At 63.6% G+C, this 16,120-nt stretch carries 16 protein-coding genes; 5 read left to right on the top strand and 11 right to left on the bottom strand.

Features of this window, described 5'->3' with window-relative positions; genetic code table 11:
• Positions 1-38 precede the first annotated feature (38 nt).
• The 4 genes from OU993_RS26140 to OU993_RS26125 all read right to left on the bottom strand — a co-directional run bounded on the left by OU993_RS26140 (position 39) and on the right by OU993_RS26125 (position 2,267).
• Positions 39-449, bottom strand: coding sequence for a CopD family protein (locus OU993_RS26140; protein WP_268161879.1), 411 nt, complete (start codon positions 447-449; stop codon positions 39-41).
• Positions 450-455: 6 nt separating this feature from the next.
• Positions 456-1,016 carry a DinB family protein gene (locus tag OU993_RS26135; protein ID WP_268161877.1) on the bottom strand — a complete coding sequence of 187 codons (561 nt, stop codon included), beginning with the start codon at positions 1,014-1,016 and terminating at the stop codon, positions 456-458.
• A gap of 84 nt (positions 1,017-1,100) precedes the next feature.
• A complete protein-coding gene (locus OU993_RS26130) occupies positions 1,101-1,919 on the bottom strand; it encodes a class I SAM-dependent DNA methyltransferase (protein ID WP_268161875.1) in 819 nt (272 codons plus the stop codon).
• 81 nt (positions 1,920-2,000) lie between these two features.
• Positions 2,001-2,267, bottom strand: coding sequence for an usg protein (locus OU993_RS26125; protein WP_268162544.1), 267 nt, complete (start codon positions 2,265-2,267; stop codon positions 2,001-2,003).
• A 323-nt stretch (positions 2,268-2,590) separates the two neighbouring features.
• Here OU993_RS26125 and OU993_RS26120 point away from each other — a divergent pair, with 323 nt between their 5' ends.
• Positions 2,591-4,738 (top strand): OmpA family protein, encoded by a 2,148-nt coding sequence (locus OU993_RS26120; RefSeq protein WP_268161873.1) that lies wholly within the window; start codon positions 2,591-2,593, stop codon positions 4,736-4,738.
• Positions 4,739-4,793: 55 nt separating this feature from the next.
• Here the strand turns inward: OU993_RS26120 and mobB are convergent, their stop codons facing one another.
• The 4 genes from mobB to OU993_RS26100 are packed head-to-tail and all read right to left on the bottom strand — an operon-like array spanning position 4,794 to position 8,086.
• Entirely contained in the window at positions 4,794-5,321 is a 528-nt protein-coding gene (gene mobB, locus OU993_RS26115; RefSeq protein ID WP_268161871.1) for a molybdopterin-guanine dinucleotide biosynthesis protein B, read from the bottom strand.
• Positions 5,318-5,950 (bottom strand): molybdenum cofactor guanylyltransferase MobA, encoded by a 633-nt coding sequence (mobA, locus tag OU993_RS26110; protein WP_268161869.1) that lies wholly within the window; start codon positions 5,948-5,950, stop codon positions 5,318-5,320. Before mobA ends, mobB begins: the two co-directional genes overlap by 4 nt.
• Positions 5,947-7,161 (bottom strand): multidrug effflux MFS transporter, encoded by a 1,215-nt coding sequence (locus OU993_RS26105; RefSeq protein WP_268161868.1) that lies wholly within the window; start codon positions 7,159-7,161, stop codon positions 5,947-5,949. Before OU993_RS26105 ends, mobA begins: the two co-directional genes overlap by 4 nt.
• Before the next feature lie 19 nt (positions 7,162-7,180).
• Positions 7,181-8,086 carry a DMT family transporter gene (locus OU993_RS26100; protein WP_268161867.1) on the bottom strand — a complete coding sequence of 302 codons (906 nt, stop codon included), beginning with the start codon at positions 8,084-8,086 and terminating at the stop codon, positions 7,181-7,183.
• Between the two features lie 252 nt (positions 8,087-8,338).
• Here OU993_RS26100 and OU993_RS26095 point away from each other — a divergent pair, with 252 nt between their 5' ends.
• Positions 8,339-10,882, top strand: coding sequence for a methyl-accepting chemotaxis protein (locus OU993_RS26095; RefSeq protein WP_268161866.1), 2,544 nt, complete (start codon positions 8,339-8,341; stop codon positions 10,880-10,882).
• A gap of 53 nt (positions 10,883-10,935) precedes the next feature.
• Here OU993_RS26095 and OU993_RS26090 read toward each other — a convergent pair whose 3' ends face one another.
• Both OU993_RS26090 and moaA read right to left on the bottom strand, forming a co-directional pair.
• The gene (locus OU993_RS26090; protein ID WP_268161865.1) at positions 10,936-11,385 is read right to left on the bottom strand and encodes a hypothetical protein; all 450 of its coding nucleotides are present in this window, start codon (positions 11,383-11,385) and stop codon (positions 10,936-10,938) included.
• Between the two features lie 3 nt (positions 11,386-11,388).
• Positions 11,389-12,375, bottom strand: coding sequence for a GTP 3',8-cyclase MoaA (moaA, locus tag OU993_RS26085; RefSeq protein WP_268162543.1), 987 nt, complete (start codon positions 12,373-12,375; stop codon positions 11,389-11,391).
• Between the two features lie 204 nt (positions 12,376-12,579).
• Here moaA and OU993_RS26080 point away from each other — a divergent pair, with 204 nt between their 5' ends.
• The 3 genes from OU993_RS26080 (at position 12,580) to OU993_RS26070 (ending at position 14,867) form a co-directional block, all read left to right on the top strand.
• Positions 12,580-12,978 carry a DUF971 domain-containing protein gene (locus OU993_RS26080; protein ID WP_268161864.1) on the top strand — a complete coding sequence of 133 codons (399 nt, stop codon included), beginning with the start codon at positions 12,580-12,582 and terminating at the stop codon, positions 12,976-12,978.
• A gap of 6 nt (positions 12,979-12,984) precedes the next feature.
• Entirely contained in the window at positions 12,985-14,196 is a 1,212-nt protein-coding gene (locus tag OU993_RS26075; RefSeq protein WP_268161863.1) for a low temperature requirement protein A, read from the top strand.
• Between the two features lie 62 nt (positions 14,197-14,258).
• Positions 14,259-14,867: a pyridoxamine 5'-phosphate oxidase family protein gene (locus OU993_RS26070; RefSeq protein WP_268161862.1), complete on the top strand. Its 609-nt coding sequence runs from the start codon at positions 14,259-14,261 to the stop codon at positions 14,865-14,867.
• 18 nt (positions 14,868-14,885) lie between these two features.
• On the opposite strand, the gene OU993_RS26065 is transcribed toward OU993_RS26070, so the two are convergent.
• Complete coding sequence (locus OU993_RS26065; RefSeq protein WP_268161861.1) at positions 14,886-15,956, bottom strand: GGDEF domain-containing protein; 1,071 nt, start codon at positions 15,954-15,956, stop codon at positions 14,886-14,888.
• Positions 15,957-16,120 lie beyond the last annotated feature (164 nt).

Below are 16,120 nucleotides of genomic sequence, written 5' to 3'. Positions count from 1 at the left end.
CCTTTTGGTGCGGATGGAAACCCGCCTGTCCGTTGCCGTCAGAAGGGTTTGACGATGGCGAGCAGCACGACGACGACGGTGGAAACGAGCACGATCGGCATGCCTTTCGCGACAAAGGCCGGCGGATCGAGGAGCGGATTGGCTTCCATGCGGCGCAGCCAGGCGCTCTGCATGCCGTGCAGGGCGGACAGCATGATCACGATCAGAAGCTTCAGGTGCAACCAGCCGCCGGAAAAGCCGACATAACCGAAGGCGAGGATGAGGCCGAACACCCAAGCGCCGCCGAGCGCGGTCGTGGTGACCAGCCGGTCGTAACGGCGCAGCGCCGAAATGACACCGGTGCGGATCGGTGCCGGCACCATGCCGATCACAAAGGCATTGATCAGCATGCCGCCGACCCAGAGAATGTCGGAGGCGACGTGTAGGCCCTTGATGACGAAATACAGCATGTAAGGTCAGCTCCAGATCAGGGTTTCGGAAAAGCCGAGTTCGGCAAAATCAGCGCGCCGCAACGCCTGTTCTGCGGGATCAGCGGGGAAGAACTCGTCAAGTTGCGGCGGTCGGACGGAGGTGCCCGACAGCATGGCATGCACCTGGCCACGATGGTGGATCTGGTGCTGGAAGAGGTGCAGGAGAATCCGATCGGTGCGCTCCACCTGCACATGCTCCCGGCGGGGAATGTCGATCTCCTGCGCCAGCGTTTGTGCATCGAGCTGACGACAGTGATCGATCAGGCGGCGGTCGATGGCGCGCTGTTCGCGCTCCACGTCGGCAAAAAGGGCAAACGGGATTTCCGGCTCGAAGGCGGCAAGGCCGATCGGCCGGCCTTCCAGCGCGCTCACATAAAACCAATCGACCGTCAGGATATGGTTCAGCGTGTGGATGATCGACGGGAAAAAGCTGGTGCGTTCCGCGTGCAGTTGCTCGGCCGACAGACTTCGACAGCAGGCGAGCAGACGATGATTGGCCCAGGCATTGTTATAGGCCTGGGCCAGAAGATAACGTTGCGGTGTCATAAACCCCTCCCTCATGCGGGAAGGAACTTAGTGTGCCGCGGCCCGATTGGGAATGGCCTGTCGCGTCGCGGCACAAGGGTTTCCTCACGCCCCCCGGAAGCGGGCGATCACCAGGTGGCCGGGGGTCGGGTTGCCGTCCTGCATGCGTACGTTGATCTCGGTGATCTCGACAAGGTCGAAGCCGGTATCGGAAAGCCGTTCGCGGACATAGGTTTCGGCATGGGCGAAGCGCTGGTGCGGGCCGACCATATAGGGGCGACCGTCCAGCACGTCCGCGGGCAGGGTTTCGGAGGAGAAGATGAAAAGGCCGCCCTTGACCATGTTTTCGGCGGCACCGAAGAACAGCGGCTCCAGCGCGCCGAGATAGGGCAACACATCGGTGGCGGTGACGAGGTCGAAGGGCTCGTCGTCATTGTCCTCGAGGAAGTCCTCGACTTCGGCCACGTAAAGCGTCTCGTAGAGATCCTTTTCATGGGCGATCTCGACCATGTTTTCGGAAATGTCGATGCCGGTGATGTCGTCCACCAGGTCGCGCAGCGTGCCACCCGTCAGGCCCGTGCCGCAGCCGAGATCGAGCATGCGCTTGAAGGGGCCGAGCTTCAGCTCCTGCAGGCGCTGGCGCACCAGGACCGGCACCGCGTAACCGAGCTGTTCGACGAGGATATCCTCGAAACTTTCGGCATGCTGGTCGAAGAGGGTTTCGACATAGGCGTCCGGCGCTTTGGGCGGGGTTTCGCCACGGCCGAGCGAGGCCAGCCGTACGGCGGCGCCGCCGTGGTCTTCCGGGTCGATCTCCAGCACCTCGTGATAGGCGGCGACCGCGGCATCGATCTCGCCGGCCTTTTCGTGGGCGAGCGCGCGGTTATAGGCCTCCGCAAGGGCTTCTTCGTCGATCTTGGTCATGGCCGCCTCTGGTTGTCCGTGGTGCCGCGGGTTTAAGCCGGGCATGGCCGCTTGGCAAGCAGGGGCGGGTGGATCCGGTGGTCAGTGGAGGATGAATTCTCCCTTCAGCGCCCGCCATTCGCCGGCTGCGATCAGCTTGCGGTGCACGTAACGTACCGAATGCAGCGGACCGTCGAGCTTTTCCTGCCAGAATTTCAGAAACCCCTGCATTTCCGGAAAATCGGGGGCGAGGTCGTAATGTTGCCAGAGAAAGCTCTGCAACAAAACCGGGTGGTCCGGCATGCGGTAGAGGATCTGCGCGGTGGTGATGCCATAACCTTTCAGCATCATCTCCATATCGGCTGCCATCTGTGTTGCCATCGTCTTGTCCCTCGGAGTTGACCTTGGGCGGCGTCTTTGAGCCGCCAAGGGAATTGCACCAGCTGGGACTTAACCGAGGCTTAACATGTGCTATTTATGACGGCGCTTTCTCCATAAAATTCAGATGTTTAGCACTCAATGTGAATGATTGCTGCCACGCTGCTTCAGGCAAGGTTCATCAAGGACCGCCTCTCCTTGGCGACGGAACCCGTGACCGGTGCGAAACGTTAGCGATGCCGGTCGCCTCGACCATGGACGATGACGGTGCCCCTTCTGCACAGGAAGAGGGCACCGCGCCTCAAGGAGAGAACATGCCCAAGCGAAACGGACTTCTGGCCGGTGTTGCCCTGCCTCTGATGTCGCTCAGCCTGCTGGCCGAGCCCGCGCTGTCGCAGATGCGTATGCCGCAGGCGCCGGTAATACCCGAACTGCCGCTGGTGCGGGTGCAGGCGCAGATCCTGCCGCCACCCGGCGGACAGCCCGGGGCTGAACCGGAACAGCCGCCGGCCGAACAACGGGCGGAACCGCCGGCGGAGACCGCCCCCACAGCGCCACCGGCAGAAGCACCGCCTGAGCCGGAGCCTCAAGCCGCCCCCGAACCGCCGCGTGAGGCGGCTCCGCCCGCGCCTGCGGCTCCCCAACCCGAAAGTGAGGCGGTGAAACCACCTGCGGAAGAGCCCGCTCGCGACGCGCCGGCTGCCCCGCCGGCGGAAGCACCCGTTCCGGAGACCACCGCACCGCCCGCCGAACAGCCGAAGGCCGAGGAGCCGGCACCTGCCGACGCTGAACGGACGGATCCCGCACCTGCCGCGCCAGCCCCGGACGTTGCGCCGGACGCGACAACGCCAGCACCCCAGGCTCAGCCGCCGGCGCCCGCCGACCAACCTTCTACCGACCAGCCTTCTGGGGACCAGCCGTCACCGGGACAGCCTGCCGCCCCACCGGCAGAGGCGACGCCTTCGCCGCAGGAGAACACGGCACCCGCTGGGACAGCGCCCGCCGAGGGCGCGGCGCCCAGTGGCCCGCCCGCCGACGGCAGTGCGGTCGGATCTCCGCCGGCTGCCGGTGCGCCGGGCGCCGATGGCGCCACAGCACCGGCCGCACCGGGGGCAGCACCAGATGCCGCAGCGGCTCCGCCTCCGCCAGGTGCAGCGCCTGCAGCTCCTGAGGTTGCCTCTCCCACCACGCCGGAAGAGATCGAACGTGCGCGCCGCATTGCGCAGGACCCAGCTTCCAGCGACCAGCCGGTGGTTCTGCCGGTCGAAAATGGCGCTGCGGTGCTGGACAGTGCCAAGGAAACACCCGCGGCCCAGCCGGAAGGGACCGGCACACCGCCGGCACCGGGCACCGGTCCACGCGAGCGACGTGACGGACCACGCGGAAATCCGCAGCAGGGCGAGATACCGCCAGCATCCCCGGAAGCGCCTCCTGGGGCCCAACCGGCGGCCCCGCCGGCTCCGGCACCGACCTCGGATGCCGAGGCCCAGGCGCCTCTCTCCGGCCAAGCGGCTCGACCGCTTCGTATCGAACCGGCAACGGCAGAACGCGGCGAGCGTCTGCGGGAGCGCCCTCGGTATGAACGGCAGCGCGGCTTCGAGGAGCAGCGCGAGGAAAGGGACGGCCGTGTCATCATCTCGCTCGACAACCGTACGATCGTCCGCCACGACGACAGCCGCCGGTTTTACGAGGAGGGTTACCGGCCGCAATATGAGCAGCTGCGCGGCGAGCGGACGCGCGAGGTGATCGAACGCGACAACGGCGTGCGGATCGTCACCATCCGCAACCGCTACGGCGATATCGTGCAGCGTTCGCGGATCGGCCGCGACGGGCGCGAATATGTGCTCTATTACGCGCCGGAACTGACGGATCAGCGCCGCGACCCGGATTATGTCTGGCGCGACCCGGGCATTGACCTGCCGCCGATGCGCCTGACCGTGCCGGTCGACCAGTACATCATCGACACCTCCACCGAACCGGACCGGGACTATTACGAATTCCTGGAACAGCCGCCGGTCGAGCGGGTGGAGCGGGTCTATTCGCTGGACGAGGTGCGTTATTCGGCCCGTATCCGCGACAAGGTGCGCCGGATCGACCTCGATACGATCACCTTTGCGACGGGGAGTGCGGAAATCCCGATGACGCAGGCCCGGTCACTGCGCAAGGTGGCCGAGGCGATGAAGGCGGTGCTGGACAAGGATCCAAGCGAGACCTTCCTGATCGAGGGCCATACCGATGCCGTCGGCTCCGACGACAGCAATCTCGTCCTGTCCGACCGACGGGCGGAATCCGTTGCCGTGACACTGACCGAAGTCTTCGGCATCCCGCCGGAAAACCTGGCCACCCAGGGGTATGGCGAACGCTATCTGAAGGTGAGGACCGAAGGCCCGTCGCAGGACAATCGCCGCGTGACGATCCGCCGGATCACGCCTTTGGTGAAGCCGGTGGCGCAGAACCGGTAAAGGTCGAGATCACGACAAGGCATCGCCGGACCGGTTCCGGCGGTGTCTTTGCGTTTTACCTGTTGAACGTTTCCGCAAGCCCCGTCTTTGCCAGCACGAAATCGGCGATCGCCTTCGTGTCGTCGAGGTCGAAGACGGGGAGGTCGGTGCCGTCCACCGGATGATCGGCGGCGATCGCGCAGATGTGCGGATCGGTGGGGGCCAGCGCTTCGGTTTTGGATGCCTCGCGGCGGCGTGCCTCGATCTTGGGCACCGGTTCGCGTTTATAACCTTCGATCAGCACCAGGTCGCAAGGCGCTAGGCGGGCGAGGATCTCGGCAAAGCTCGGTTCGGCGGCGCCGCGCAATTCGTGCATGATCGCAAAGCGGGTGCCGGAGACGAGCGCCACTTCATGCGCGCCGGCCTGGCGGTGGCGGTAGCTGTCGGCGCCAACCTTGTCGATGTCGAAATCGTGGTGCGCGTGTTTGATCGTCGAGACCCTCAGCCCGCGGGCAGTGAGTTCGGTGACGAGCCGCACCATCAGGCCGGTCTTGCCGGAATTTTTCCAGCCGGCGATGCCGAAGACTTTGGGCGGCTGTGTCATCCAGCCTCCGACAGGAAGGTTTCGGCGCTCTTCAGGTCGTCCGGCGTGTTAAGGTTCAGGAACGGATCGAGCGGGCCTTGCGCCGTCTCGATCAGCGGGAAATCCACCAGCGCGGTCTTCTGCCCCTCCAGGAAGGTTTTGACGCGGGGTTCGTCCGGGCCGTCGAGGAAGGCCTGCAGCGCATCGGCGAGCGAGACCGGCCAAAGACCGCAGACGGGGTGCATCGCACCTGCCGAAGCGGCAATCGCGATTGCGTCATTAGCATGGGCTTCCTCGGCCAGGCGCGTGACCAGATCATGCGGCAGAAAGGGGCTGTCGATCGGCACGGTCAGAACGTGCGAGGCATGCGCGTGCTGTTCGGCGCCGTGGCGCATCGCCGTCAGGATGCCGGCGAGCGGGCCGCGATGGCCGGCAACGACGTCGGCAATCACCGGCAGGCCGTGCGGGGCGTGAACGTCGGGATGCGCGTTGAGCGCAATGGCCGAGACCTGCGGCAGGAGGCGGGCAACAACATGATCCAGCAGCGATCGGTTGCCGAGCATGACGCCGGCCTTGTCATGACCCATGCGGCGTGAGAGGCCGCCGGCGAGAATGACCGCCGGTGGGTTGAGGGGTTCCTGACCTTTCATGCGGAGGGATCACTTTCTCTGGTGCGGCGGATCATCTCGGTAAAGACAAGCGCCAAGATAGCGGAGATCAGCATGAGGAAAAGCACCGGCATGACACCCGTCTCTTTCGTCAGCATCCAGCCGGCCAGCACGGAGAGCGCCGCACCGCCGCCGACATAAAGCGCGCCGCCAAGACCGGAGGCGGAGCCGGCCAGATGCGGGCGCACGCTGACCAGCCCCGCGTTGGCGCTCGGAAGCGTCACGCCGTTGCCGAGTCCGACCAGCACAAGTGGGCCGAAGAAGGCAAAGGCGCTGTCGCTGCCCGATCCGACCAGGGCAAGCGAGATGGCGACGCCAAGGACGGACAGCAGATTGCCGGCGGTGATCATGGTGAGCAGCCCGAAACGGCTCGCATAACGCCCGGAAATGAAGTTGCCGAGCGTGTAACCGATGGCGAGCAGCATGAACTGCAGGCCGAGCATGGCAGGCGTCAGGCCATAGATGACGGTGCCGATGAAGGGCGCGCCGCCGAGGAAGGCATAAAAGATGCCGGAAGCGAAACCGCAGGTGAGCGCATAACCCCAGAAGGCCGGCGCCCGCACAAGCTCCGGCCAGGCCTTGAACTGTGCCGTGATGCTGGCCGAGCGGTGATGGTTCGTCTCGCCGAGATCAAGGTAGGTGATCAGCAGGCAGGCGAGGGCATAAACGATCATGACGACGAAATTCGCCTGCCAGCCATAGGCATCGTTCAGCACGCCGCCGAGCGCCGGCGCGACCATCGGAACGAGCGACATACCCATGGTGACGTATCCGATCATCGAGGCGGCCTCGTTGGCGGAGACCATGTCGCGCACGATCGCGCGCGACAGGACGAAACCGGCGACGATCGCCGTCTGCAGGATACGGCCGACCATGAAGACGGTGATGTTGGGCGCAAAAAGGCAGATCAGCGAGCCGAGTGCCAGAAGCGCGATGCAGCCAAGCATCACCGGACGGCGGCCAAAGAGATCCGACAGCGGGCCGATGACGAGCTGCAGGGCGGCGGTTCCTGCAAGATAGGCGGAGACGGCAAGCTGCATGACGGCATAACTGGTGCCGAAATGGGTGGCCATGCTGGCCAGAGACGGCAGGAAGATGTTCATGGTGAGCGCTGCAAGCCCCGCCACGAGGACGAGCGTGGAGATGTGCGGCGGCGTGCTGCGGTCGAGATAGATGATGTCGGGCTTCGTCACGGTCGTGTTCCTTGCCCGGTCATTGCGGGGTGCGCGGCAGGGTTTCCGCCGCGATGGTGCGGGCGCGCACCTTTTCGCGGTAGAAGGCATAGAGGCCGGAGGCGACGATCAGGCTGCCGCCCACGGCCATGTAGCTGTCCGGGGTCTCGCCGAAGAAATAGAAACCGAGGCTCAGCGAAAAGATCAGGCTCGTATAACGGAAGGGGGCAACAAAGGAGATTTCGCCCGAACGCATGGCCATGATGATCGACAGATAACCGGCGAGGATCAGGATGGCGGCCAGTGCGAGGTAGAGAAGCGCCGACAGGCTGACGGGGTTCCAGCCGCCCATCACCGGGATCAGAAGGCCGCCCACCAGCGTGTTCGTCAGCCCGGCAAACAGCGAGATGATCAGCGTCGGCGTGCCGCTGGCGATCCGTTTGGTGACGAGGTCGCGCCCGGAGGTGAAGAAAACGGCGCTGACGGCAAGAAGCGAGGCGGGCACGAAGGCTTCCGGACCCGGCCGCAAGACGATGATGACGCCGGCGAAACCGACCAGGATCGCCAGCCAGCGCCGCCAGCCGACCGCTTCCTTGAAGATCAGCCAGGCGCCGAAGGTGACGGCGAGCGGCAGAGACAGGAGGATGGTGGCCGCGACCGCCAGATCGATATGGGCCAGCGCCGAGATGTAGGTGATGGCGGCACCGATTTCGAAAACCGACCGCAATAGAACCTTCGGCTGGAACATCATGCGCCACTGGTGCAGGACGCCGTAGTGCCGCGCCAGAAACACCAGCATGATGGTGGTGAGCGTGCCGCGGATGAACATGATCTGGCCCGTGTTCATGTCGGGCGTGACCATTTTCACGAATGCATCATTGGTGGTGAACACACCCATGGCGAGCGTCATCATCAACGCACCGCGGGCATTCTGCGACAAGTTCATTTCCGATTCCCTAGACCTATTTTTACCCGAGCTTTAAAGCATAGATTGCAGAACGGCCAGTTGCTTTGTCCGGCGGCGGACCGGAGCGCGTACTGGAGCGTGGTGGCACGAAAAGCGGCGCATCGGTTCGATTTCGTTAACGCATGTTCAACATGTTTTGGTCAGTTTGCAGGAGTGCCCGCATGAGGTGGGACGATGCCTGACCCGTGCCCAATGACTGTGGAGCGACCGGCATGGCATGGGGGAGATGCAATGTCGTTCCTGGATCGTCTGCTGCAGAGCCGCAGGATCGTCACCAAGGTTCTTCTGTTCGTTGTACCGCTGATCCTTTTGATCGCGGGCGTCGGCCTTGCCGGTTTTTATACCGCACGGATGTTGAACGGGCACATGACGGTCACGCGCGCGACCATTGAAAACATCGGCGACTTCGAGCGGCTGCAGGCAGCCCTGCTCGGTTTCCTGGCGACCCCAACCAATACCACGCTGAAGACGCTCAACCAGTCGATCGAGGCGCAGGAAGGTGGCATCAAAACGCTGGAAGACCTCGTGACGACGGCCGAGGACAAACAGCGCCTGGCCATCGTGCAGCAGACAGGTCCCGCCCTTCGCGAGGCGACCGGTACGCTCTGGGAGCTGGAGCGCAGCCTGACGCGCACCGAACAGGCCATGGAAGCGAGCGTCGACGAGATCCGCGTGCTGGGCAGCGCCGTCAGCACCCAGTTCGAGACCGTGCGCAAGGAAGGCGAGGGCAAGGAAAAATTCGCCAAGGGCTCGCTCTTTGACGCCTATGTCCTGAAAAGCATTGCCGCGCGGATCGACGCCATCACCGATGCGGCCAAGAACGTCACCGAGGACGAAACCCTGCCGCGTGCGACTGCGACCTATCTTGCGCTTTTGCAGAAGGAATTCACCAAGGTCGAAGGCAAGGCATCGTCGCGTGTCCTGCGCATGCTCGATGCCGTCAAACAACAGGTCGCGGCCATCGACGGGCTGATCAAAAGCGACAAGCCCGCGCCGGAAAAGGCTGCCGCCATTCGCGAGGTGGTGGCCGCCATGGTGCCGGTGCGCGAGGTCTTCCTCAAGGAAATGGACAAAAGCACCTCGACGGCTGCCGACCGGTTCGCCAACCTGGAGGACGACCTGCAGCTGAACCGCAAGCTGCTGACAGCACTTGGCGAAGCGTTTCGCCTGAACGACATGTTGCAGCTTCACACCGAGCGTCTGCGGACCGCGTTGACCAACGAGGCGCGCGAAGAGTTCATGAGCACGGTGCGGGCTCTGACGGCGGCAAGCCAGCAGGTCTCAGAGCTTGGCAAAAAGAACCAGACGATGAAGGATTTTGCGCCGCAGCTGCTGCCGATCCTGGATGACCTGACGAACAAGTCGCAGGGGCTTCTCGATCTCTCCGCCAAGTGGAAGGCGGCCCGCAAGGTTGCCGAAGACAGGCTGGCGGGTGGCATGCAGGGCCTGAAGACTTTTGTGGCGGAAGCCCAGGAGGCCGGCAAGCAGGACAGCGAACGCTCTGCCAATCTTTCGGTTGCCGCCACCGTGATCGGAACGCTGCTGGCGATCGTCGGCGCGTTGATGCTGGTCGAGACGCTGCGCGGACCGCTGCGCCGCGTGACCGAGATCATGACGCGGCTTGCAAGTGGCGACCTGGAGGTCAAGATCGACGGCCGCGAACGCGGCGACGAGATCGGCGACATGGTGCGCTCGGTCAGCGTGTTCCGCGATGCAGCTCTCGAAAACGTACGCCTCGAGCAGGAGGCAAATGCCGCCCGCGAAGCCTCCGCTGCCGAACAGGAGCAGCGGGCGGCCGAACGGGCCCGCATCTCCAACGAACAGCGCCAGGCGCTGTCGGCGCTCTCCGACGTGCTGCATCTGCTGGCTGACGGCGATCTCGAGCGCGAGATGAGCGACAACCTGCCGGCCGACTTCGTTGATATGGCGCGCACCTATAATCAGGCAGTGCGGACGCTGCGTGCGACGCTCGCCGATGTGCGGGCCGTCGCCGATGACATCAACAGCGGCACCGGTAATCTGGCCGCTTCCGCCGATGATCTGGCACGCCGCACCGAACAGCAGGCGGCGGCGCTGGAGCAATCGACCCGCGCCCTTCGCCAGCTGAGCGATCTCGTCAAGACCACTGCCGGCAGCGCCCAGCGCACCGCCCAGTCGGTGAACCAGACGGAGGCCTTTGCCAGCCAGTCCGGCCAGGTCGTGACCAGTGCGATCCAGGCCATGGGCGAAATCAGCCGCTCGTCGGAAAAGATCTCGACGATCATTGGCGTGATCGACGAGATCGCCTTCCAGACGAACCTCCTGGCGCTGAATGCCGGCGTGGAGGCCGCGCGTGCCGGCGAGGCAGGTCGTGGTTTTGCGGTCGTGGCGCAGGAGGTGCGGGAACTTGCCCAGCGCTGCGCCAATGCCGCCAAGGAGATCAAGGGCCTCATCTCGGCAAGCGCCCAGCAGGTTTCAAACGGCGTACATCTCGTCGAGCAGACGGGCACGGCGCTCTCCGAGATCATCGCCCATATCGGCACGGTTCAAAAGCTCGTCTCCGACATTTCGTCAGCCACCGGCGAACAGTCGGTCGGTATCAATGAGGTGTCGCAGGCGCTTGGCGAGGTGGAAATGATCACGCAACGCAATGCGGCGATGGTCGAGGAGAACACCGCTGAAATCCACGGCCTGCGCGGTCGGGTGGAGGCTCTGTCCGACAAGATCGAGCACTTCAAGACCGGCCAGTCCTTCGGCGAGGGTCAGGGTTCGGCAGGACGCTTCCGCGCTGCCTGAGCTGGTCGAGGAACCATCATCAGCCGCTCCGGTTTGACGCCGGGGCGGCTTTTCTATGTTTGCGCTGCAGTCGAGATGAAGGGGCGGATGCGCTCGACCGTCTCGCCACAAAAGAGGATGAGGTAGCCGCCCTCTGCCTCGGTCTTCTGCGCCATCTGCAAGAGATCCGCGGCATGGGGCTCGCTCCGCCAGATGCCGTGCCGGGAGGGATCGACGAGTACGGTGAGCTGCGCGCCCTGGCGGTAGACCAGCATGCCGGTTTGCGATGGTTGCCAATGCGCACCGAGTGCATCGTCGGTCACCCAGAGACAGAGAAAGTCCCGGCAGAGCTGCGGGCGCAGATCGTAGGCGCGGCAACCCTGGCCCACGCTGCAATGCGGACAGGGCAGATCCGCCGGCTTCTGCAGCGCGCCGATTTCCGGCAGCACACAGCAGGCGGTGCATCCGGCGCAGCTGCGGCCGGGCGATCCGGATACATCGTGTGACAGGCTGTGCGGCGTCACCGTTCAGCCGCCGGTGACGCTCATGTGGCGGGCCACGGCGGGGCGGTTGTTGCGATCGATGATGAAATCGTGGCCCTTCGGCTTGCGGGTGATCGCCTCATCGATCGCGGCCGACAGATAACCGTCGTCCGGCGAGGCACGCAGCGCGGTCCGCAGGTCCGCGGCATCGTTCTGGCCGAGGCACATATAGAGCGTGCCAGTGCAGGTGAGGCGGACCCGATTGCAGCTCTCGCAGAAGTTATGCGTCATCGGCGTGATGAAACCGAGGCGTCCGCCGGTCTCCGCGACCTCGACATAACGGGCGGGACCACCGGTCTTGTAGGGGATCTCGGCCAGCGTGAATTCCTGTTCGAGGTTTTGCCGGAGATCGGACAGCGGCATGTACTGATCCGTGCGGTCCTCATCGATCTCGCCCATCGGCATGGTTTCGATGACGGTCAGATCCATGCCGCGGCCATGCGCAAAGCGCAGCATCTCGGGGATCTCGTGATCGTTGAACCCCTTCAGCGCAACCGCGTTCAGCTTGATCTTCAGGCCGGCCTTCTGCGCCGCCTCAATGCCTTCCATCACCTTGTCGAAATTGCCCCAACGGGTGATCGCCTGGAATTTCTCCGCGTTCAGCGTGTCGAGCGAGACGTTGATGCGCCGCACGCCGCAGTCGTAGAGTTCGTCGGCATAACGGGCGAGCTGCGAGCCGTTGGTCGTGAGCGTCAGCTCCTCCAGCGTGCCTGCCTCGATATGGCGACCCAGCGCACGCACCAGAAACATGATGTTCTTGCGCACCAAAGGCTCGCCGCCGGTCAGCCTGAGCTTGCGCACGCCCTTGGCGATGAAGGCGGAACAGAGCCGGTCGAGTTCTTCCAGCGTCAGAAGATCCTTCTTCGGGAGGAAGGTCATGTTTTCCGCCATGCAATAGGTGCAGCGGAAATCACAGCGATCCGTCACCGAAACGCGCAGATAAGTCACCGCACGGCCGAACGGGTCGATCATCGGCCCCTGATCGGCGATCAGGCGCGCGGCGGGCGAGGGGGTGTTGACGAGGCTGTTCAAGGCAATCTCTCCATCCGCCCAAGATGGGTCTTGAACTGGTTGCCGTCAAGGCGGATACGAAGGGAAGGCGTGCTGCCGTCCGTCGCTCTTGCAGTGTCGCGTTTGCGCGCCATGTAGTGTGCTCAGAATGGATGGATTCCGACAATGGAAAGCTTGGATGCTCCGGCTGCCGAAAACGTCTGGCCGACCGAACTGCGTGTTTCGGAGGACCGCCGCACCCTGACGGTGACCTTCGATGACGGCGCGCGTTTTGCAATCCCCGCCGAGACGATGCGGGTGCTGTCGCCCTCCGCGGAAGTGCAGGGGCATGGGCCGGGCCAGAAGGTGACCGTGCCCGGAAAACGCATGGTCGCGATCCGCAATGTGGTGGCGGCCGGCAATTATGCGGTCCGCATCGCCTTCGACGACGGACATGACAGCGGCATCTTCACATGGCGTTACCTGCGCGAACTCGGCGAAGATGGCGCGCGGCTGTTTGCCGCCTATGAGGCCGAGCTTGCCGAAAAGGGCATGAACCGCGACAACCCGGCAATTGCCAGATAGGACCCGATGACCAAGGGCGTGGACAGCACTCGGCACTGGTTGCGCCATGAAGAGCAGGAAGACAGGCAGGTCGGGTTTCCCGAGCTGTTCTTCGACCTCGTCTTCGTCTTTGCGCTGATCCAGCTCTCGCATTTCATCGTCGAGGAATTTTCCCTGCCACGATTGCTGGAAGGTACGGCGATCGCGCTTGCGCTGTGGTGGGTCTGGAACCATACGGCCTGGGTGACCAACTGGCTCGATCCGGCGCGCATGCCGATCCGCGCCATGCTGTTCGGCCTGATGTTTTTCGGCCTGCTGATGTCGTCGGCCATTCCTGACGCCTTCGGCGACAAGGGGGTGATGTTTGCCGGCGCCTATATTGCCATGCAGCTGGGGCGGTCGCTGTTTGCCGTCTATGCCTTCCGCAACGTTTTGCCGGCGGTCCGGCGCAATTTCGCCCGGGTGTCCCTGTGGTTCTGCCTTTCGGCCCTCTTCTGGTTGTGGGGGGCGTTCAGCGGCGAGGAGATGCGGCTCATCCTGTGGTTTTCGGCGCTTGCCATCGAATATGCGGCGCCGGAAGTGCGTTTCTTCATGCCGGGGCTCGGCCGCTCGCATGCCAGCGACTGGAACATTTCCGGCGAGCACATGGCCGAACGTTGCGCTCTCTTCGTGATGATCTGTCTCGGCGAGAGCATCCTTGCCATTGGCCGCAGCTTCGCCGACGAAGACCTCTCGCCGCTGGTGATCGCGACCTTCGTCGCCGCTTTCTTCGCCAGCGTTACGATGTGGTGGATCTATTTCCATTTCGGCCAGGCGAAGACGAAACGGGAGATGGAGGAGACGGACGAGCCGGGCGAACTGGCGCTGCACGTCTTCACCTATGGCCACATGCCGGTGGTGGCCGGTATCATCCTGGTCGCAATCTCCGCCGAACATCTGCTCGCCCATCCGGGCGAGACCGGCGATGCGGCCCGTGCTCTGGTGATCCTCGGTGGCCCGATCCTGTTTCTCGCCGGCAACCTCTTCGTCAAACGGGTGACGACCGGCAGGTTGCCGCGGTCCCATCTCGCGGGCATGGCACTTGCCGTGCTGTTCATTCCCGCCGGCTTCTGGCTTCACACCTTCTGGACGGGGCTTGTCGGGCTTGGCGCTTTGCTGCTGGTGGCCGTCCTCGAATATCGCGGCCTTGCGCGCACACCACACGCATCAGACGAGGTTGGCGAACTGGACGGCGAGTAGCGTGGCTTGAGCGTCGACCGGAACCGGATTAGCGTGCCGCCCGCCCCAACCGGAGGAACGCCATGTCCATCATCACCAGCCCCGAACAGTTGCGCGAGATTTACGCCGGCGCATCGGAAGCAGCGCTCGTCAAGGTGACGCCGCAACTGACCGTCGAATACCGTGCCTATATCGAAGCCTCTCCTTTCGTGGCACTGGCAACGGTGGGGCCGGAGGGGCTGGACTGCTCGCCGCGCGGCGATCTTGGCGGCGTGGTGCGCGTCGACGACGAAAAGACGGTGCTTCTGCCGGATTGGCGCGGCAACAACCGCGTCGACTCGCTGATCAACATCGTGCGCGATCCACGGGTCGCACTGATGTTCCTGATCCCCGGATCGAACACGGTGATGCGCATCAACGGCCGCGCCGTCGTTTCGATCGACCCGGACCTGCTGCAAAGTTTCGAAATGGATGGCAAACACCCGCGCTCCGTGACGGTGGTGACGATCGACGAGGTGTATTTCCAGTGCGCGCGGGCGGTGATGCGGGCCGAACTGTGGAATCCGGAACACTTCATCGACCCGGCGAACCTGCCGACCCCCGGCGACATGCTGAAGGCGGCCAAGGCGGATTTCGACAAGGACACCTATGATCACCAATGGGCGGCGCGTGCCGCCGCCACCATGTGGTGACCAGAAGGCCGCCCGCTTCTACTTCTTGTAGATCAGCCAGCCCTTGCCGGCATAATCCTTGCGCATGCCGTCCTCGTAGAGGACGGAGCGGTTGCGGCCGGCATTCTTGGCGGCGTAAAGCGCCGTGTCCGACTTGGCGTAGAGATCGCCCGGATCCTCCGCCTGGCTGCCGGTGGCATAACCGAGCGACAGCGTGATCGGCCCGTAGTCGATCCCGGTGCGTGAATTGCGGAAGGGTCTGGTCTCGAGCGCCCGGCGGACACGCTCACACATGGCCATCACTTCGTCCGGCGTGTTGCCCTCGATGATGAGGGCGAATTCCTCGCCGCCGGTGCGGGCGATGAAGATGTCCTTGCGCACGTTCGAGCGGATGACGGAGGCCACCGAGGCGAGCACCTTGTCGCCGACCGGATGGCCCCAGGTGTCGTTGATCTTCTTGAAATTGTCGATGTCGGCGAGCACCAACGCCGTCAGCGGCAGGCGCATCGGGTCGTCGTAGAGGGAACTCAGCTTCTCGTCGAAGGCACGCCGGTTCGACAGGCGCGTGAGCGAATCCGTATTGGCGATCCGCTTGTATTCGTCGAGCTCGCGGCGCACCTGTTCCATCTCGTGCGACTTCTGCGCCACGCCTTCGACAGTGCGTTCGCCGCTGGCAATCGTTTCGCCGGTCGCCTTTGTCAGAAGCACGATCGCGTTGCGCAGAAGATCGGAAGAGGCGTTGCTCTTCGAGCTGATCCGGTTGGCGGTCTCGCCGAGAAGGCGATTATAGGTGACGAGCGACGACTGCTCCTGCTGAAGCAGCTTCAGCAGCGCATCGAGCTGGCCCAGCAATTCGACATGCGCCTTTTCCACCACCTGGCCCTGGGCCGAGCCGAGGAAGGTGGCGGACAGTTCGTCCAGCTCTGCCTGCGTTGCCCGATTGCCGAGAAGTGCAAGTTCGCGCGTCAGATCCGGATTGGTGCCGACATAGGCTTCGTAAAAAAGATGATAGTTTCTCGGGATAGGTGACGCACCCATTGCCCGCATAGCGTGCAATATCTGACTTGTGATATCGGGGACCTGCACCTTTGGTGCAACAGCCGTTGTCATCCCTCAACTCCGACAGTCTTACTTGATTAGATGTCGTAGGATTAGACCGTAATTGTTTGAAAATGATTAAATTTGGTTAGATTCAACAACTTGTTCGGATTGTTGTGGATGTTTTGTCTCGCTAATATAGACGCGATTTCATCCGCTTGCACGAAATTGACACC

Origin of the sequence: Rhizobium sp. SL86, assembly GCF_026672545.1 — a bacterium.
Classification (GTDB): domain Bacteria; phylum Pseudomonadota; class Alphaproteobacteria; order Rhizobiales; family Rhizobiaceae; genus Neorhizobium.
Note: the sequence above shows the minus strand (reverse complement) of the source record. Positions and strands in the feature narration are given on the sequence as shown.